Origin of the sequence: Mammaliicoccus sp. A-M4, assembly GCF_022386955.1 — a bacterium.
Classification (GTDB): Bacteria; Bacillota; Bacilli; order Staphylococcales; family Staphylococcaceae; genus Mammaliicoccus; species Mammaliicoccus lentus.
In genome coordinates this window covers 36091-54818 of record NZ_JAJNHH010000001.1, presented here as the reverse complement: position 1 = coordinate 54818, position 18728 = coordinate 36091, and the positions used below count along the sequence as shown (strand labels likewise).

Sequence of the window (18728 nt, the reverse complement as noted above, 5' to 3'; positions counted from 1 at the left end):
TGAATACGTAAAAGCCCACCTGAATGAATAGGGGGTATGTGTTCGATTTGTGTTCTATCTTTTATACAATCTTATTTTAGTGTAATATTAATATAATTATGCTAAAAGAGGGATGAATTATGTTTAATTTGCCAGCCGTATGTATGAATTGTGGTACTGTTTTTCAAAGTGGATTCGGACTTTCAGTAGGTGTTATAATGACTTCAACGAATAACATCTCTGGACCTTGTCCTAATTGTGATGGTAACGGTCGTGTTCCAGATGGTATATACGAAGTTATACAAGATATTGATAATACTTTAAAGGTTGACAACGCTAAAGATGTATATAAACTTCAAAGAATACTCAATACAACAAACAACTTTGATACAATAAATAATGTGAAAGACAGAGTGAAGAAAGAAACACCACAATATATAAAAGTAATTGATGCTATTGAATATTTCTTTTCTAAAACAAAAAATACATTAGCGGCAATTGGGATTGTCAGTACAATAGTATTCGGTATAACATCTATGGATAAAGATTCAAGTATGGATGAGAATATAAAAAATCAAAATAATATTATTAAAGAGCAACGCGATATTATAAACGATTACAAAGCTCTAAACAAAGAACTTAAAGAAAAAGAAGATGACCATAAGGAGGAATAGATATGTTAATAGATCATATTTTAACAATACTACCTTACTTTGCAACAATATGTTTTCTATTCTCGTTATTAGGTTATAGTGCAGAGAACAAAAGATTGAAAAGAAAAATAGAATTATTAGAGAGACAGAAATAAAATAAACCCTAGCTTTCCAAAATAGGCTAGGGTTAATTTTGTTTATCGTATATAAAATCGGGTAAAAATCTAATATAGCTAATAATAGCTATACTTAGTAAAATTTGGCTAATCTCCGAATAACAAACTTTTATGTATTACATGCTCCAGTCCTACGGAAATAGGCTGGAGTATTTAAAAATAATTCAAATTAATTGTAAATTAAATGAAATATGCTACACTGCTTGTAGAGTTATATAACTCTATATCTCTTGAACTTTTTAAAATTAACAGCCCAATCTTTTGATTGGGTTATTTTTTGTGCTAAAATAACATTAGACATATTAAACACAACTATACGGCGAGCCTGCTCATATAATTGAGTAGGTTATTATTTTGACTAGATTATCCATAGTGATATAATTAAATTAGTTTAAACCTATTATCTCCGTTTTAGTTTTAAACTCATATTTGGTAATACCTTTTTGCACCTCGCTAATAAGTGGGGTGTTATTTATTTGATTTAATACCTAAAGTGTAGTATTACTATATATAAGCACAAATCTTGTGCTGGATTTTCATATATAAATAACCATTAACTTGCCCTATCACTTTGTGTGATGGGGTTATTTTTAAATTTTTATTGCCATATTTAGCATAATCTGGTAATTTAGTAATACAAGGAATGGCTTAATACCCGATTTAACATTCCGTATTGTTGAATGATTCTATTTTAATAAGCCACTCTAGACCTTTTACTATCATCTAGAGTGATTTTTGTATGGAATTAATAGAAGAATGTGTCACATATTGTACGAAAAGTTTACATTTTGTAACCTTTTTTAGAACGTATGTATTGAATATGCTATATTTATAGCTTATATTTAATCTAAAGGAGGAGATAATATGAGCAAAGTAGAACAAACTTTACCCTACAGACAATTGTTTAATGAATCGATACTCAGTGTTATTGGTGGAAAGTTAAATGATCAGCAACATTCAATATCGACTAAAGACTTTCATATCAAGATTCGAGATATTGTTGAAGCATTTAATCTTGAAATCGTTGAAGAAAACTTAGGTTATGATATTTCTGGTCGTCTTGAAGGGAATAAAATAATTGTTAATGAAAATCATTCTGAAAATAGAAAACGATTTACTATAGCACATGAATTTGCTCATTTTATTCTCAATCACGATGGCACTAATCTTAGAACAATAGATAAATCAAATTATAAAAATCCAGTAGATTATTCAAATGAAATTGCTGCAAATAGTTTTGCTGCAAGTATTTTAATGCCTGAAATTCAAGTTGAAACACTTTATGATACGTTTTTAAAAATTAATAATTTAGATCAAAATACTAATTTAACTTCTGAACAAAAGCGAAAGTTATATGAATATGTTTCCGAAAAATTAAAAGTATCTGAGTCAGCTGCTAGTTATAGGTTGATAAATTTAGGCTTGATATGACAAATTTAGAATTTAGTTATAGTGACATTGAAAAAAGTTATAAGGAAGATTTGTATTTTGATGTTATTAATATTGATATAAAGGTTAAAGTTCGAAACCCTGATGAAAGTAACAATACTTTATACAAAATAAAAGGAGTTTCTTCAAATACTAAATGCAATAATGAAGAACTCGCAAAAAAAGTAGGTAGTATAACTGAAGAAATAAACGTCAGATTAATCGATGACTCGCAAAAGTTTAATAATAATTGGAGTTTATTTTATTTATATAAAGAACTTCTACAACAACTTGATGGAGAATATAAATTTTCAAGAGGACAATGTACGGATTGGGAAATGTTACCTGGTATAATTAGAAAAAACACTAATGATGAACTTAAAAATAAGTTTGAAATAACCTATAAAGATATTATGTATAGGTATCCAGACTTAGTTCAGTACTATCCTGCAATTTCTGATGAAAGTAATATAAAAATGAGAGAGCAAGAACTTGCTCATTTACAGCATTATGGTATGAAAACAAGTTTGATTGATATAACCGAAAATCCATATATAGCATTGCTATTTATGGTGTCTGATACTAGTGCTAATGACTTTGAATTTGCAACTTTAGATTTATATAACATTGATCCAGAGATACATGATAAGTTTAATTTATTTAGTAAAGTAAAACAGTTAAACACTAATCAAAGAATTATTGCACAAAAAGGAGCATTTTTAAATTTTGATAAAGTATCCTTAACTACTCCCACACCAAGTAAAATTAATAAAATACCATTAATTAGAATCAAACTTAAGATTAGCTTTAAACATTTAAAGAAAACTAAACGTTTATTAGAAAAAGAAAAAAGTCGTCATAATGAGTTAAAAGAAGAATACCTTACCATGATGGATAGATCGAATGAACAAAATGATAATAACGAAGAAATTCGTAAAGAAGATATTCAGGGGAAAATCAGAGAATACTTCGAATTAGGTAGAAGTGTAAATGCTTTAAAAAGATCAGTGAAATCTCAGAAAGAGTATTATGAAAAAATAGTCTTAAGTAGAATAAGAATGGATATAAAAAATAAATTAGCAGAATATCATTATCGTGAAAAACATTTATACCCAGATTTATATAAACATATTCAATATGTTGAGTCGGAATATGTTGAAAAAAGAATGAAAGAAAATACTAAAGCGGAAACTCGAGAAAATGTTAATGCTAAAAACTTAATTGCTAATTTCTTAATATAAATTGTTTGTATAAAGGATTATATTAATAGTTTTTACAATAAAAAAACCCACCTTAATTGGTGGGCTTTTTTTATGTTATACTTAAATTGGGTGAAAGACGTTAAGACTATATATAGGTGGCTGCTACAGTCGGCCGCCTTTTTGCTCTCATAAATAGCTTTATTTTATTGTTTGAGTTAATTGCACTTATATTTTCTTTAATTCTTCCTCCATAAAATTATATATTTCTACATCTTTTAACATTTCATCTATTTTGATCAGTAAATTCTCCACTTGATACTTTGGTAAAAACGCTCTTTCTTTAGATAATTGTAGCCATTTTATATTTGGTTCTATATCCATTATATAAAAATCTATAACCATTGGTTTTAAGTATTCACATAGCCCATTAACACCATTTTCTCCATCTGTTTCTTTTGTGATTAATACATGAAGAATCATATGCTCTATTAAATCACAATATACTAGGTACTCTTTAGTTTGATATTCATATGAGTATTGATGTTTGGAAATATAATTCTTATCAGAAATGTTTTTAAACTTATTTTCAAGTATGTGATGACAAAATAAACCTTCATTAGTTTTTGAAAACTTACCTTTAGTAGGGTTTTTAATTTCACCTGCCAAAAATCTATTATAAGATTTTTCTATATAGTAATTATCTATAACAGTCCCGTGCTTATCAATTAATGTACTTATTGCTTCATCGTAACTCATATCCATTAATTTTGAATAGTATTCATATTTTTCTTCGTAGTTTTCCATGATTATCCCCTCCATTATATTAATATTACTCTATCTCCACAATACAATCCATACTCAATAACACTTTCTCACCATTCTCTAATACCTCTAACTTGTTGCACTCACTATCGAACTTATTAATCTCACACTCAATTGTTTTATAATATCCATCTTCCCAATATTTAATAGTAGCAGGTGGATCATAAAACAATTTTTGTGCCAACACATCATTTAAATCACGTAATGCTAATTCATCTAAGATAGGTTTATCAGTCTTACTTTGGTCCTTAATATATTGATTAATTGTTTCATATTGTTGAGGCATCGTAGCAAATGGCGCCCATTTAATCATCTTACGTCCCTCTGGAATATTACTGTTTAAATACTGTTTAGGTATCTTACGATAATCTGTTTCATACTTATATGGTTCAGGCATACCTGGGTTAATGATTTTCAACTTAAACACCTCTCGCATAATTAGTAGTTTTATTATACGAACAAACGTTCTATTTTGTAAAGAGGAGGAGTGTATATGTATAAGGGGGCAAAAAGGGGGCAAAAAGTTTGTTTTCATATGAACTAATATGAAATAACCATTGCATAAAACCTATGAGAAAGTGTGATAATTACTATGTTTGGACACCCATAAACTCATGCGAAAATCATATGTATTTCATCATTAGAGAAATAATCCACTTTACAAAATCCCGTAGGTATATGCCTAACGGGATTTTTTATATGCTGATATAGTTAGTTTTAAATCACTCATACACAAATGATGAACTATTCACATATCTATTATTATGTTAAAATGTTGTAATTATTCCATATGGAATAATTACTATACATAAATCATAAGGGGGATATATGAAAGGTAACAGAAAATTTTTATTAACGATGGCACTTACGAGTTTGGCAGTTTTGAATTTGAATGCTCAAGTTGATGCAAAGGAAGGTACCTCAAAAGATAAATCACCTAAGATACAGAATATTGAAGTTGATCATAGAAATTATGATAAAAAAGCAAGTAAAGTTAAGGAAGAAGCAACTAAGTCTTCATCAGCTGCAATGGATTATATAAATTCATTAGAAGGTAAAGGGTGGGACTTCGATGGCTATTATGGTTGGCAATGTTTCGATTTAGTTAATTATTATTGGAATTATTTATATGGTCATGGTTTACATGGTGACTACGCTAAAGATATACCTACTGAAAATGACTTTACAGGTGAGGCAACTGTTTATAAAAACACGCCATCTTTTGTGGCTAAACCAGGTGACATTGTTGTATTTAATGAAGATTTTGGCTCAGGAGCGGGCCATACAGCTATTGTTACAAATGGTAATGCTGATGGTAATTTAAATCAATTCCAAAGCTTAGATCAAAACTGGTATGGTGGCGGTGAAGATAAGACAGAAGTAGCTCAACGTATTACTCATAATTATGAAACAGAAATGTGGTTTATTAGACCCAATTAATATGTTAAAGGTATAAATGTTAAGCTTTTCTTAAAATACTCTTAATCTGTTATTTATTAATTTTTAGATTAGGAGTATTTTTATGTATTTTTGCTCAATAGTTTACGATTGTGGTCTAGATAAATAAGTTTATGATAATATTCTTTTTTTTTTATGATATTTAACGTAAAATAGATAGGAAACATAATGTTAGGAGGAAACAAATGTCTAAGAACAAATCTCAAATCATAATGCAATTCAAAGTTGAATTTGATCAGTTTATGTCTAATCTAGATATTGAATTTGAAAATTATGATATTTATATTCAAGCTTTTTCGCATTCTAGTTTTATTAATGATTTTAAACTGGATAAATTAAGTCATAATGAACGTTTAGAATTTTTAGGAGATGCGGTGTTAGAATTGACGGTGTCACAGTTTTTGTATAAGAAATTTCCATTATTGCCTGAAGGTAAGTTAACTAAACTGCGCGCATCAATTGTATGTGAACCATCACTTGTAACATTTGCAATGAGTTTGAACATGAACGAATTATTACTTCTTGGTAAAGGCGAAGAGAAGACCGGCGGACGTGAACGCCCGTCTTTAATTGCTGATGCTTTTGAATCGTTTGTAGGTGCATTGTATTTGGACAAGGGGATTGAAAGTGTAGAAACCTTTTTAAATAAGGTGGTTTACCCTCATGTTATAGATGATAATTATACCGCTAATAGAGATTATAAGACTGAGCTTCAAGAGTTCATGCATAGACGTAATAAAGGTGTCATTACTTATCATCTACTCGATGAAAGTGGACCAGCTCATCACAAGTTATTTACCTCAGAGGTGTTATTAAATGGGGAAGCTTTAGAAATTGGTGAAGGTCGAACGAAGAAAGAATCTGAACAAAATGCAGCTAAAAAAGCGCTGAATAATAGTCGTTAAGGAGTAATTTATGGTTTATTTAAAGTCGATAGATGCATACGGATTTAAATCATTTGCAGAAAATACACATGTTGAATTTGATAATGGTGTAACTGCAATAGTCGGCCCAAATGGTAGTGGTAAAAGTAATATAACGGACGCTATAAAATGGGTGCTTGGTGAACAATCTGCCAAGAGTCTTCGAGGATCGAAGATGGAAGATATTATTTTTAATGGATCTAAAGAACGAAAAAAATGTCAATATGCTGAAGTGAAATTAACTTTAGACAATCATTCTAGAAAACTTAATATAGATGAAGACACAATTACAGTTGAAAGAAGATTATATCGTAATGGTGACAGTGAGTATTATCTTAATAATGAAAGAACTCGATTGAAATCTATATTAGATTTATTTTTAGATTCTGGTTTAGGTAAAGAAGCTTTTAGCATTATATCTCAAGGGAAAGTTGATGAAGTATTAAATGCTAAACCTAGCGATAGACGTTATTTAATTGAAGAAGCTGCTGGTGTACTTAAATATAAAAAACGTAAAAAAGAAGCGACTACTAAACTTGAAGAAACAGAGCAAAATTTAAACCGAGTTGAAGATATAGTATTCGATTTAGAAGCACGTGTAGAACCTTTAAGGGAAGAAGCAGCAATCGCTGAAGAATATCTTTCTTTGAAAGAAGAAATGAAAAAGAGTGATATTACAGTTACTGTTTATGATATTCAAAGCTTAAATAAAGATTTTAAACAATTAGAAACTGATATAGAGCATTTTCAAGCACAAAAAAATCAAAAGACTTCTGAATTAGATGGATTAACATTTAAGTTGAATGATAAGAAAAAGAATCGTGATCAAATTTCATTTAAAATACAAGAATCTAATAAATCTTTAGTAGAAGCGACAGAATCATTAGAGCGTTACACAGGTCAATTAGAAGTTTTAAAAGAAAGACAAAAAAATAGTGATGCTACAAATGAAAGATTAGAAGAAGATAAAAACCTTACGCAATCTCGTATTGATAAAATAACTAATCAAATTAAAGAAATCGATGTTGAACTATCTTCATTTAAGGAAAAACAACAAGTAATGCTTCAAGAGATTAATCAACTTGAAAGCCAACTTTCTAATAATGAAGGTTCTTTCGAGGAACGTATTGAAGAACTGAAAGATCAATATTATCAATTAATGACAGAACAATCTGATATAAATAATGATATTAGATTTTTAGAAGATAAATTAGCAACTCATCAAGAAAAACAATCAAGGTTAGATGGTCGTCAAAAAGAAGTATATGATCATTTACAAAATGTCTGGAAAGAGAAAGAAACAGTAAGTAAACAATTAGAACAAATTGAAACGGATTTGAAAGAAACAACGGAAAAATATAAATCTGATTACGCGATTTTAAAAGAGAAAGAAACAGAGTATAAAGAGTCTGAATCTAAACTTTATCAAGCATATAGATACACTGAACAAATGAAAACACGTATTAATACACTTAAAAGTATGCAAGAAGATTATTCTGGTTTTTATTCTGGTGTAAAGCATGTACTAAAGGAAAAATCTTTAAAAGGCATTGAAGGAGCAGTAGCTGAAATTATTGATACGCCTACGCAGTTAACTACAGCAGTTGAAATTGCGCTTGGAGCTTCATTACAGCATATTATTGTTCGAGAAGAGAAAGATGCAAGATTAGCGATTAAATATTTAAAAGATAAAAAGTTAGGTAGAGCAACATTTTTACCAATGAATGTCATCAAAAAGAGATTTATACCAGATAATGTAGTAAATCAAATTAAAAACAGTCCTGGATTTGTTACAGTAGCATCAGAAGGTGTCCAGTTTGATGAACAGTATCGCAATATAGTAGAGCATTTATTAGGTAGTACGATTATTGCGGAAAGTTTAGAAACTGCTAATGAGCTAGCTAGAACAATTCAATTTAAACATAGAATTGTAACACTAGATGGAGATATTATTACTCCTGGAGGTGCGATGACTGGTGGAGGTAAAGAGAAAAAAGCGAGTCTCTTATCTCAAAAAGATGAACTTAAGACAACTGAAGATAAATACCATAACTTTATGAAACAGACAACACAAGTAGAATCAAAAGTTAAAAATTTAAAAGAAGAAATTCAACAATTAGAAAAATCTCTTTCAGAAACACAAGAAAAAGGCACGGAGCTTAGAGCAAGTGAACACGAAGTGACATTGCAGTTAGATTCTATTTTAGCAAAAGAAAAACGTTTAATAGATGAAAATGAAACGTTCGAGTTTGAAAAGAACGATGGTTATAATTTCATAAAAGGGCAAGAAACTTTAAAAGAAAAACAATCATTACTTGTTGAAATTCAAGGGCGCCTTAAGTCAATAGATGAAGAAATCAATCAATTAAACGCATCGTTATCTAATAACAAAGATAGTGAAAAAACGATACAAAATTTATTAAATGAAAAACGATCAAACCTCGCAGTGGAAAAAGAGAGAAATCGTCTGAAAGTACAGGATAAAAAACGGTTAACTGAGGATTTAAATGAAAATGAAAATACATTAACAAAAATTTTAGATCAAATTGAATTAGTTAACTCGGATGAATACAGTGGTACTAGTCAGTTTGATGAAGTTGAAAAACATATAGAACAAAGTACTAATACAAAACTTGAAATAGAAACGAAAATGTCAGAACAACAAGATATGTATAGAGCTATTCAAGAAGAAATTCAAAAACTTGAGGAAGACATAGAAACATTAAGACAAAGTATTTCTGGAATAGAAACAGGTCTACAAGATATGGTAAGTAAACATTCGAAAATAGATATAATGATTGAACACCAGTTGACGCACTTAAGTGATACGTATCAACTTACATTTGAAAAAGCTGAGTCGATGTATGAAATGCCCGAAGATATTTCAGAAGCACGTAAAACAGTTAAACTCACTAAAATGTCTATCGAAGAATTAGGTCATGTTAATTTGAATGCTATCGAGCAATTTAAAGAGGTTAATGATAGGTATACTTTCTTAAGTGATCAAAGAACAGATTTACTAGAAGCTAAAGAAACACTAGAACAAGTAATATTAGAAATGGATAGTGAAGTATCTACACGATTTAAAGAAACATTTGATGAAGTGAATCAACATTTTGGTAACGTATTTAAAACTTTATTTAATGGTGGTAGAGCTGAACTTCAATTGACTGATAAAGATATACTTGATTCAGGCGTGGAAATTGTTGTACAACCACCAGGCAAAAATAGACAGTACTTATCTTTATTAAGCGGTGGAGAACGTGCACTATCAGCAATTAGCTTGTTATTTGCTATTTTGAAAGTACGAACAGCGCCATTTGTTATACTAGATGAAGTTGAAGCGGCGCTTGATGAACATAATGTTATTAGATATGCTGAGTACTTGAATAAACTAAAAGCAGATACACAATTTATTGTTATTACACATAGAAAAGGTACAATGTCATACGCAGATAGTTTATATGGTGTGACGATGCAAGAGGCAGGTATATCTAAACTTGTGAGTGTTAACTTAAAATCAATTAAAGATGAAGAATTGGAGGCATTGCAGTCATGAGTTTTTTTAAACGATTAAAAAATAAATTTGCACCAAGCGATGAAGTAAAAAAAGATGAAATTGAAACTAAAGAGGAACAACCTATAGAAGATTTACCTCCCGAATCAAATGAAAAACAAAATCCTGAAGCGGTAGAACTTAATGATGGTTTAATGTCTTTAGATGAATTTGAAGAGTGGGAATCAGAACAACTAGGTGCTAAATTTAAGCAAGGTCTAGAAAAATCTAGAGAGAATTTCCAAAACAAATTAAATGACTTGTTAGCTGTTTACAGAAAAGTCGACGAAGATTTCTTTGAAGCGTTAGAAGAAATGTTAATTCAAGCAGACGTAGGATTTAATACAGTAATGGAACTTGTTGATGAGCTACGTATGGAAGCTAAACGTCAAAACATTACTGAAACAGAAGAGCTTAGAGAAGTAATTGTAGAAAAAATCGTAGACATATATGTTCAAGGTGATCAAGAGATTGACCGCATGGACATTGAGGATGACAGATTAAACGTTATATTGATGGTCGGTGTTAATGGAGTTGGAAAAACGACTACAATTGGTAAATTAGCGCATAGATATAAACAAGAAGGTAAAAAAGTAATATTAGCGGCTGGTGACACTTTCCGTGCAGGTGCAATTGAACAATTACAAGTATGGGGAGAAAGAGTTGGCGTTGAAGTCATCAGTCAAAAAGAAGGCTCAGATCCAGCTGCGGTAATGTATGATGCAGTTAACGCTGCTAAAAGTCGTGGAGCGGATGTTTTAATTTGTGATACAGCTGGAAGATTACAAAACAAAGCGAACTTGATGAATGAATTACAGAAAGTAAGAAAAGTTATAGATCGTAATATTCCTGGTGCACCACACGAAGTATTGTTAGCTTTAGATGCAACGACAGGTCAGAATGCTTTATCTCAAGCCAAATCATTTAAAGAAGTAACTCAAGTAACAGGTATTGTGTTAACTAAGCTTGACGGTACAGCAAAAGGTGGTATTGTATTAGCCATACGTAATGAACTACAAATTCCAGTTAAATTTGTAGGATTAGGTGAAAAAATGGATGATTTACAACCATTTGATGCTGAAAGTTACGTATATGGGTTATTTGCTGATATGATTGAATCAAATGAAAGTGTTGAAAATACAACTGAAGAAGTGGATGAAGATGAAAGAAAATAATGATTTAATCAAAACAATGCGCATGAATTATCTGTTTGATTTTTATCAAGGATTATTAACTGAAAAGCAACGCAACTATTTAGAACTATATTATTTGGAAGATTATGCTTTAAGTGAAATTGCAGAGACTTATCAAGTGAGTCGACAAGCTGTATATGATAATATAAAACGGACAGATGAGTTGTTAGAAGAATATGAAACGAAATTGCAACTCTTTAAAAAATTTAAAGAAAGACAGTCTATAATACAAGAATTAAAAAGATTGTCATCAGATAATCAAGAAATTAAGCAAGCTATAAAACGCTTAGAGATTCTTGAATAGGAGGAGAAATTATGGCATTTGAAGGTTTATCCGAGAGACTTCAAGCCACGATGCAACGCATCAAAGGTAAAGGTAAGGTAACTGAACAAGATATTAAAGCAATGATGCGTGAAGTACGTTTAGCATTATTAGAAGCAGACGTTAACTTTAAAGTCGTAAAGAAATTTGTTAACACTGTTTCAGAACGTGCCCTTGGCGCAGATGTTATGCAATCTTTAACACCTGGACAACAAGTTATTAAAATTGTTCAAGATGAATTAACAGCTTTAATGGGTGGAGAAAATAGCAAAATTAATATGAGTACTAAGCCACCAACAGTGGTGATGATGGTTGGTTTACAAGGTGCAGGTAAAACGACAACTGCTGGTAAATTAGCTATGCTAATGAGAAAAAATTATAATAAAAAGCCTTTATTAGTAGCATGTGATATTTATAGACCGGCTGCTATTCAACAATTACAAACAGTTGGTAAACAAATAGATGTCCCTGTCTATACTGAAGGAGATCAAGTAAGTCCTAAAGAAATTACGGAAAATGCATTAAAATATGCTAAAGAAGAACACTTGGATTTTGTTATCATTGATACAGCTGGACGACTTCATATTGATGAAGCATTAATGAATGAGTTGGTTGATGTGAAAGAAGTTTCTACACCTGATGAAATCATGTTAGTTGTAGATGCAATGACTGGTCAAGATGCTGTAAATGTAGCAGAATCATTTGATGAAACTTTAGATATTTCAGGTGTTACATTAACGAAATTAGACGGAGACACACGTGGTGGTGCTGCGCTATCTATTCGTTCTGTAACTGAAAAACCTATTAAATTTATCGGTATGAGTGAAAAATTAGATGGACTTGAATTATTCCATCCAGAACGTATGGCATCTAGAATCTTAGGTATGGGTGATGTATTAAGTTTAATCGAAAAAGCTCAACAAGGTGTAGATGAAACAAAAGCTAAAGAATTAGAAAAGAAAATGCGAACTTCTGCGTTTACATTCGATGATTTCTTAGATCAGCTAGAGCAAGTTAAAGACTTAGGTCCATTAGATGATTTAATGAACATGATACCTGGAGCTAATAAAATGAAGGGTATGAAAAATGCAAACATGGATCCTAAACAAATAGATAATGTTCAAGCTATTATTAGATCTATGACATTAGAAGAAAGAAGTAATCCAGAAATACTGAACGTTTCTAGAAAACGTCGTATCGCTAAAGGTTCTGGTCGTTCATTACAAGAAGTGAATAGATTGATTAAACAATTTGGCGAAATGAAAAAAATGATGAAACAATTTACTGGTAGCAATAAAAAAGGTAAAAAAGGCAAAAAAGGTAGCAATCCATTCCAAGGAATGAATTTACCATTTTAATTTAAAATAAGTTACTAACAAGTACTTGTCGCGATTTTGTAAAGTGATAACGCCCAGGGGAATAGTATGCGCGAGAGACTAAAGGCTCGGGCCATACCCCAGGCAAGCATTCACTTTCAAAATCGAGTATAAATAAATTCTCCTAATCCGTTAATTAAATATATAAGGGATTAGGAGAATTATTTTGAGTATGGTTAGATAGAAATCCATCTTTTTATAAACAAATTTTAGACAAATTTAAATTGGTAAAGAGAAAACACTTTACAAACTTTTTATATCCTGTTATAGTATTTACTTGTAGAAAAGAAATTATAAATGAGTAAGGAGTTTTTAAACATGGCAGTTAAAATTCGTTTAACACGCAAGGGTTCAAAAAGAAACCCATTTTATCGTATAGTAGTAGCAGATGCACGTTCTCCACGTGATGGTCGTATTATCGAACCAATCGGTACTTATGATCCAGTTGCTAAATCAGATTCAATTGTTAAAATTGATGAAGAATTAGCTTTAAAATGGTTAAAAGATGGAGCAAAACCAACTGATACAGTTCGTGATATCTTATCAACACACGGTATCATGGAAAAATACCATAATTCTAAACTTTCTAAGTAAAGATAGATTATAATGGAAAAATTAATACAAACAATTATAGTACCGCTCGTAGATTATCCGGAGAACATCAATATATCTAAAGATGAACAAGATTCTAGCATTACGTTCAATATAGACGTTCATGAAGAGGACATTGGCAGAATTATTGGTAAGAAGGGCAGAATGATTAAAGCAATTCGTACAATTGTGTCTGGTTCAATGAACGAGTATGGAAAGAAAGTGTTTGTAGAGGTTAATTAAGAGTGCCTACTTTGGTGCTCTTTTTTATTGTTGATGAAACAACAGTTAGGAGGCAATGCTAGATGAACGTTGAAATTGGGAAAATCGTAAATACGCATGGAATCAAAGGTGAAGTCAAAGTAATGTCTGAATCAGATTTTACTGATGAAAGATTTCAACCTGGTCAACATGTAACAGTTAAACATAGTAAAGAGGAACAAACTTTTGTAATCGCATCTCACAGAATGCATAAAAATTTTCATTTATTAACGTTTGAAGGTGTTCAAAACATAAACGAAATTGAGCACTTAAAAGGCTCTAAAATTTTTCAAGAGCAAGAAAATGATGCAATTGAATTAGATGAAAATGAATATTATTATTCAGATATAATCGGTTGTACAGTATTCGTCGAAAAAGATGCAATTGGAGAAGTAGCAGAAATTTTTGAAACTGGTGCAAATGATGTGTGGGTGGTTAAAGGAGAGAAAGAGTATCTCATTCCTTATATTGAAGATGTTGTTAAAGACATAGACATTGAAAATAAATCAATCAGAATAGAACCGATGGAAGGTTTATTAGACTAATGAAAATTGATTATTTAACTTTATTCCCTGAAATGTACGAAGGTGTTCTTAATCATTCTATTATGAAAAGAGCTCAAGATAAAAATATCGTATCATTTAATACAGTGAATTTTAGAGATTATGCAAATAACAAACATTCACAAGTAGATGATTATCCATACGGTGGCGGACAAGGTATGGTATTGAAACCAGAACCAATCTTTAACGCCTTGGAAGATTTAGATAAAACACCAGATACAAGAGTTATTTTAATGTGCCCTCAAGGAGAACCGTTTACACAGGAAAAAGCTGAATCATTATCTGAAAGTGAACACATTGTGTTTATATGCGGTCATTATGAAGGATATGATGAAAGAATTAGAACGCATTGTGTAACAGATGAAATATCAATAGGTGACTATGTATTGACTGGCGGAGAGCTAGCGAGCATGACAATGACAGACGCAATTGTAAGATTAGTACCAGGAGTTTTAGGAAATCAAGTATCTCATGAAGATGATTCATTTTCATCTGGTTTACTTGAACACCCACAATATACAAGACCGGCTGATTATCAAGGCATGAAAGTTCCTGATGTATTGTTATCAGGGAATCATGCAAACATCGACAAGTGGAGACATGAACAATCTCTATTAAGAACTTTGGAAAGAAGACCGGATTTATTAGAGCAATATCCACTAACTGAAAAAGACAAAAAAATTCTAAACAACAATAAAAAATAGATTGAATGAAAATAAGCATTATGATATAGTATTATAAGTGTGTGAGCACAAAATCACTATGATCCGCTGCCAGCATTGAATGTATTTTAAATTTATTATTGGGCAAGAACATAGTCAGAAGGAGAGAATATAAATGAGTAATCATAAGTTAATCGAAGCAGTAACTAAAGACCAATTACGTACGGATATTCCTACATTCCGCGCAGGTGACACTTTACGTGTACACGTACGTATCGTTGAGGGTAGCCGTGAGCGTATCCAAGTATTCGAAGGTGTAGTAATCAAACGTCGTGGTGGCGGAATTTCAGAAACATTTACAGTTCGTAAATTATCTTACGGTGTTGGAGTTGAACGTACATTCCCAGTACACACTCCGAAAATCGAAAAGATCGAAGTTAAACGTCGCGGTAAAGTACGTCGTGCGAAACTTTACTACTTACGTAGCTTACGTGGTAAAGCTGCTCGTATTAAAGAAATTAGATAAATTAAAATATAAGGATTTGTCCTTTATTTTAAGTAGAAAACCGGCTGAGACATTTTGTCTTAGCCGGTTTTGTTTTTTAATTTTGAGTCAGAGAAAAAGTGAATTCATGAGTATAACTTAATCCAATAAGAGGTGCTCTACTTGGATTATTGTCATAGTTAATCCAACAAAAGGTGCTCTACTTGGATTATTGTCATAGTTAATCCAACAAAAGGTACACTGCATCATCATATTATTGAAACTATTAAAGCATTAAGTAATTTAAGTATGTATATTAAAATTCAAAATTTAAAAAAATAGAAAACCTCCACACTATTTGATTTAACAAACATTGTGGAGGTTTTATTTTGAGAAAGAAATTTATATTTTAGAATCTTTTTTACGTATAGTTTTACGAAATACAATTAATAATATGATACCTATAAACATTGCGACCATACTCGTTTTAAATAATGGCGGTTGATAAGTAATGATAACTTTCTTTTGACCTTTTTCAACAGGAATACTAGACATAATATAATTTACTTTCTTTATATCTACAGGTTTCCCATCAACGGTAGCTTTCAATCCTTCTCTATAGACAAGTGGCATGACGAGATGACCAGAAGGGTGTCGTTTTATATCAATTTGGTAGTGATTATTTTTATTGTGAAACTTAATATCTTGATTTTTACTTTGCTTCACAGCATTTTTTAAAGTTGAATAATCTTCTCCTTGAATTGATTTTAAATCGAAATGATAAGTGCCTTTTTTAAGTTTGATATGCACAGTATTTTGAGCCCTTATATTTGCTGTAGTTGTATGGCTCGGTCTTACATAAGTATATGATAATTTATGCCTGAAAATTTTATGTTCATTCACTTTAATGTAATAATTTTTGTCTTTTGGTTTCTTGATCTCAGCATCTATCATAAAATATAAATCTTTATATTTTTCTGAAGTGTCTTTAGGTAGATTAATTGTTAAACCACCGCCATCTTTTGTAACAGTTAATTCTTTATTGTCTAGTTTTGCATTGTTATACGAAATTTTAGACGAATCAAGTAAATCTTTTGGCTGTTTAATTTGCTCTATTGAGTCTTTATGATTATCAATCATTCCATTTAACATAGCATGTTCTTTAACTAGTGGTGTATTTAAATTTTTATCATTAAATACTTTATTAACAACTCGAGCACTAGGTAGTTTTTTTGTATTTTCATATATGCGATTAGTTCTATCTTGATCCTTATACGAATCAATTCTCTCAGTGTTAGTAGGGTAATGTAAGTCGTTCTTATCCTTGATTACGTAATCGACGTTAAACAAGCTGTTTAAGTTACTTCTTTCTGAAAAACCAGCATAATAACTATTGCTATTTTTAGGCATACTCACAAATAAATCTTTTTCATAAAACTTTAATATATCTGCATTGTATATACTGCTATACAGTTTTGTGCTATTAAAGTTATAGTACATAGGTGAATTGACTGTGATTGGGCGTAACATATCGATTCTTCTTAAATCATCTATTTTATTTTCTTTTAAATGATTAATTTTAGAAGCTGTTTTCTCTGTATATATATGAGAATCTTTAATAGAATCCTTCTTAGGTGTATATTTTGAAAGTATTTTATTTTGATAGTCATAAATTAAAGCAAATTGACTCGCCATTAAAACGATACAAATAAGAATATTAATATATTGGTGTTTATAAGTTATTTTAAACAATAGTAAAATGCATAAAATAGGTACAAAAATTAACCAATAATAAAATGTTTGTTGCCAAATAGCTGTTACTAAAATAGAGGTAATAGGTAATATTGACGCTAATAAAAACTGTTTAATCGTTATTAATTTAATGTGTTGTACTACCATAGCGGTTAAAATAGCAGTAGATAACGCTAGAGCGTAAACCCATCTTCTTTGAGGCATTGAGAACCCGTTAAAAAATGAATCGAAATATGGTGATAGTGAGCCAATAAGACATATGATTGTAGCTATAGCAAAAAGCTTAAAATAATACTTTTTATATAAAGGGCGTAAAAATAAAGCAGTAACAGATAAGAAAGAAATAGTAATATAAAATCCACCATATAATACATTATATTGTTTTATAAATGGGATTATTAAATCAACATTATTATTCATGATACTTCGGTCATTTTCTAAGTAAGATAAAACACCTTGAACGAATCCAAAATTACCAATTAAAAAGGCAATAAATACTGAAACGATTGTATAGATGAATTTTTGCTTTATATTTACGATGTCTTTTTCATATTTAAATATAATTCTATATAACACATAGAATACTAAAATGATAAATTGATAATAAGTAAAATAAAAATTAGATGTTATTGTGATTGCAATAGCTATAATGAGTACTGTAGGTTTTTTTTGGGTAAATAATCGCTCAATTCCTAATAATGCTAAAGGAAGATAAAACATAACATCACTGAAAAACGACCATGTAAAAGTAAAGTAATAATACACAGTTGACCAAGCGTATAAAATACTTCCTGCAAAGGCTAATACTCTATTTAAATGATATTTTAATAATAATAAGTATGTAATAAAAATAATACATGCACATTTAAAGATAGCAATCACAATTTGGTTGGTTAATACAGTATTTAGCAGGTCCTGTGATTGTGAAAAAAATTGATAAGCTAGAACGAATACAATTCCTATCCAAGCAAATGGTGAGGTAGCGTAATAATAACTTAGATCAGAGAAGTAGTCTCCTCCTAATCCAAAATCAATATCATAAAACATTGTAAATAGTTTAGCATGTTGTATGAGATATATTTGAAAAGGTATCATTTGTTTTAATCCATCACCAATACTTGTATATAAATAATCATAATTCATATATTTATAGATAGTTGGTATATAAAAAATTATCGCGCAAAATAATGTAATGAATATTAAATAGATGATTTTTTTCATTTTGTCCCTCTTTGTTATGTGATATATAATTAGTTTATTATTCCCATATAATGGTATCATCAATCTTTTATAGTTTGAAAAAGCATACATATGAACAAGTTTTAAA

The 18728-nt window shown here is 30.3% G+C and carries 18 protein-coding genes; 15 read left to right on the top strand and 3 right to left on the bottom strand.

What is annotated here, in order from left to right; all coding sequences use genetic code 11:
- The first annotated feature begins 119 nt into the window (after positions 1-119).
- The 4 genes from LQ682_RS00230 to LQ682_RS00220 all read left to right on the top strand — a co-directional run bounded on the left by LQ682_RS00230 (position 120) and on the right by LQ682_RS00220 (position 3477).
- A complete protein-coding gene (locus tag LQ682_RS00230; RefSeq protein WP_239723649.1) occupies positions 120-653 on the top strand; it encodes a hypothetical protein in 534 nt (177 codons plus the stop codon).
- Between the two features lie 2 nt (positions 654-655).
- On the top strand, positions 656-787 hold the full coding sequence (locus tag LQ682_RS14105; protein ID WP_275591492.1) for a hypothetical protein: 132 nt from the start codon (positions 656-658) through the stop codon (positions 785-787).
- Positions 788-1672: 885 nt separating this feature from the next.
- Complete coding sequence (locus LQ682_RS00225; RefSeq protein WP_239723648.1) at positions 1673-2239, top strand: ImmA/IrrE family metallo-endopeptidase; 567 nt, start codon at positions 1673-1675, stop codon at positions 2237-2239.
- Positions 2236-3477 carry an FRG domain-containing protein gene (locus LQ682_RS00220; protein ID WP_239723647.1) on the top strand — a complete coding sequence of 414 codons (1242 nt, stop codon included), beginning with the start codon at positions 2236-2238 and terminating at the stop codon, positions 3475-3477. The genes LQ682_RS00225 and LQ682_RS00220 overlap by 4 nt, the downstream gene beginning before the upstream one ends.
- Positions 3478-3663: 186 nt before the next feature.
- Here LQ682_RS00220 and LQ682_RS00215 read toward each other — a convergent pair whose 3' ends face one another.
- The gene (locus LQ682_RS00215) at positions 3664-4242 is read right to left on the bottom strand and encodes an SAV1803-related protein (protein ID WP_239723646.1); all 579 of its coding nucleotides are present in this window, start codon (positions 4240-4242) and stop codon (positions 3664-3666) included.
- Positions 4243-4267: 25 nt separating this feature from the next.
- A complete protein-coding gene (locus LQ682_RS00210; protein ID WP_275591491.1) occupies positions 4268-4678 on the bottom strand; it encodes a YolD-like family protein in 411 nt (136 codons plus the stop codon).
- A 410-nt stretch (positions 4679-5088) separates the two neighbouring features.
- On the opposite strand from LQ682_RS00210, the gene LQ682_RS00205 reads away from it, so the two are divergent.
- The 11 genes from LQ682_RS00205 (at position 5089) to rplS (ending at position 15691) form a co-directional block, all read left to right on the top strand.
- Complete coding sequence (locus tag LQ682_RS00205; RefSeq protein WP_017000112.1) at positions 5089-5700, top strand: CHAP domain-containing protein; 612 nt, start codon at positions 5089-5091, stop codon at positions 5698-5700.
- 203 nt (positions 5701-5903) lie between these two features.
- Positions 5904-6623 (top strand): ribonuclease III, encoded by a 720-nt coding sequence (gene rnc / locus LQ682_RS00200; RefSeq protein WP_239723644.1) that lies wholly within the window; start codon positions 5904-5906, stop codon positions 6621-6623.
- A 10-nt stretch (positions 6624-6633) separates the two neighbouring features.
- Positions 6634-10200, top strand: coding sequence for a chromosome segregation protein SMC (smc, locus tag LQ682_RS00195; protein ID WP_239723643.1), 3567 nt, complete (start codon positions 6634-6636; stop codon positions 10198-10200).
- The gene (gene ftsY / locus LQ682_RS00190) at positions 10197-11372 is read left to right on the top strand and encodes a signal recognition particle-docking protein FtsY (RefSeq protein WP_064211534.1); all 1176 of its coding nucleotides are present in this window, start codon (positions 10197-10199) and stop codon (positions 11370-11372) included. The genes smc and ftsY overlap by 4 nt, the downstream gene beginning before the upstream one ends.
- Complete coding sequence (locus LQ682_RS00185) at positions 11359-11694, top strand: putative DNA-binding protein (protein WP_017000108.1); 336 nt, start codon at positions 11359-11361, stop codon at positions 11692-11694. The genes ftsY and LQ682_RS00185 overlap by 14 nt, the downstream gene beginning before the upstream one ends.
- 11 nt (positions 11695-11705) lie before the next feature.
- The gene (gene ffh, locus LQ682_RS00180; protein ID WP_064204043.1) at positions 11706-13070 is read left to right on the top strand and encodes a signal recognition particle protein; all 1365 of its coding nucleotides are present in this window, start codon (positions 11706-11708) and stop codon (positions 13068-13070) included.
- Between the two features lie 336 nt (positions 13071-13406).
- Complete coding sequence (gene rpsP / locus LQ682_RS00175) at positions 13407-13682, top strand: 30S ribosomal protein S16 (protein WP_064204042.1); 276 nt, start codon at positions 13407-13409, stop codon at positions 13680-13682.
- Positions 13683-13694: 12 nt separating this feature from the next.
- The gene (locus LQ682_RS00170; protein WP_016910740.1) at positions 13695-13922 is read left to right on the top strand and encodes a KH domain-containing protein; all 228 of its coding nucleotides are present in this window, start codon (positions 13695-13697) and stop codon (positions 13920-13922) included.
- Between the two features lie 62 nt (positions 13923-13984).
- A complete protein-coding gene (rimM, locus tag LQ682_RS00165; RefSeq protein ID WP_017000105.1) occupies positions 13985-14485 on the top strand; it encodes a ribosome maturation factor RimM in 501 nt (166 codons plus the stop codon).
- Positions 14485-15207, top strand: coding sequence for a tRNA (guanosine(37)-N1)-methyltransferase TrmD (gene trmD / locus LQ682_RS00160; protein ID WP_017000104.1), 723 nt, complete (start codon positions 14485-14487; stop codon positions 15205-15207). The genes rimM and trmD overlap by 1 nt, the downstream gene beginning before the upstream one ends.
- A gap of 133 nt (positions 15208-15340) precedes the next feature.
- Complete coding sequence (rplS, locus tag LQ682_RS00155; protein WP_064204040.1) at positions 15341-15691, top strand: 50S ribosomal protein L19; 351 nt, start codon at positions 15341-15343, stop codon at positions 15689-15691.
- Positions 15692-16051: 360 nt separating this feature from the next.
- Here rplS and LQ682_RS00150 read toward each other — a convergent pair whose 3' ends face one another.
- Positions 16052-18622 (bottom strand): YfhO family protein, encoded by a 2571-nt coding sequence (locus LQ682_RS00150; protein WP_239723642.1) that lies wholly within the window; start codon positions 18620-18622, stop codon positions 16052-16054.
- Positions 18623-18728 lie beyond the last annotated feature (106 nt).

What these genes read in the sequence shown, in the direction of transcription:
- LQ682_RS00185 (WP_017000108.1), top strand. Translation starts at nt 11,359, where the DNA reads ATGAAAGAAAATAATGATTTAATCAAAACAATGCGCATGAATTATCTG.
- rplS (WP_064204040.1), top strand. Translation starts at nt 15,341, where the DNA reads ATGAGTAATCATAAGTTAATCGAAGCAGTAACTAAAGACCAATTACGT.
- ffh (WP_064204043.1), top strand. Translation starts at nt 11,706, where the DNA reads ATGGCATTTGAAGGTTTATCCGAGAGACTTCAAGCCACGATGCAACGC.
- LQ682_RS14105 (WP_275591492.1), top strand. Translation starts at nt 656, where the DNA reads ATGTTAATAGATCATATTTTAACAATACTACCTTACTTTGCAACAATA.
- LQ682_RS00225 (WP_239723648.1), top strand. Translation starts at nt 1,673, where the DNA reads ATGAGCAAAGTAGAACAAACTTTACCCTACAGACAATTGTTTAATGAA.
- ftsY (WP_064211534.1), top strand. Translation starts at nt 10,197, where the DNA reads ATGAGTTTTTTTAAACGATTAAAAAATAAATTTGCACCAAGCGATGAA.
- rpsP (WP_064204042.1), top strand. Translation starts at nt 13,407, where the DNA reads ATGGCAGTTAAAATTCGTTTAACACGCAAGGGTTCAAAAAGAAACCCA.
- rimM (WP_017000105.1), top strand. Translation starts at nt 13,985, where the DNA reads ATGAACGTTGAAATTGGGAAAATCGTAAATACGCATGGAATCAAAGGT.
- smc (WP_239723643.1), top strand. Translation starts at nt 6,634, where the DNA reads ATGGTTTATTTAAAGTCGATAGATGCATACGGATTTAAATCATTTGCA.
- trmD (WP_017000104.1), top strand. Translation starts at nt 14,485, where the DNA reads ATGAAAATTGATTATTTAACTTTATTCCCTGAAATGTACGAAGGTGTT.
- LQ682_RS00170 (WP_016910740.1), top strand. Translation starts at nt 13,695, where the DNA reads ATGGAAAAATTAATACAAACAATTATAGTACCGCTCGTAGATTATCCG.
- LQ682_RS00215 (WP_239723646.1), bottom strand. Translation starts at nt 4,242, where the DNA reads ATGGAAAACTACGAAGAAAAATATGAATACTATTCAAAATTAATGGAT.
- LQ682_RS00230 (WP_239723649.1), top strand. Translation starts at nt 120, where the DNA reads ATGTTTAATTTGCCAGCCGTATGTATGAATTGTGGTACTGTTTTTCAA.
- LQ682_RS00150 (WP_239723642.1), bottom strand. Translation starts at nt 18,622, where the DNA reads ATGAAAAAAATCATCTATTTAATATTCATTACATTATTTTGCGCGATA.
- LQ682_RS00205 (WP_017000112.1), top strand. Translation starts at nt 5,089, where the DNA reads ATGAAAGGTAACAGAAAATTTTTATTAACGATGGCACTTACGAGTTTG.
- LQ682_RS00220 (WP_239723647.1), top strand. Translation starts at nt 2,236, where the DNA reads ATGACAAATTTAGAATTTAGTTATAGTGACATTGAAAAAAGTTATAAG.
- rnc (WP_239723644.1), top strand. Translation starts at nt 5,904, where the DNA reads ATGTCTAAGAACAAATCTCAAATCATAATGCAATTCAAAGTTGAATTT.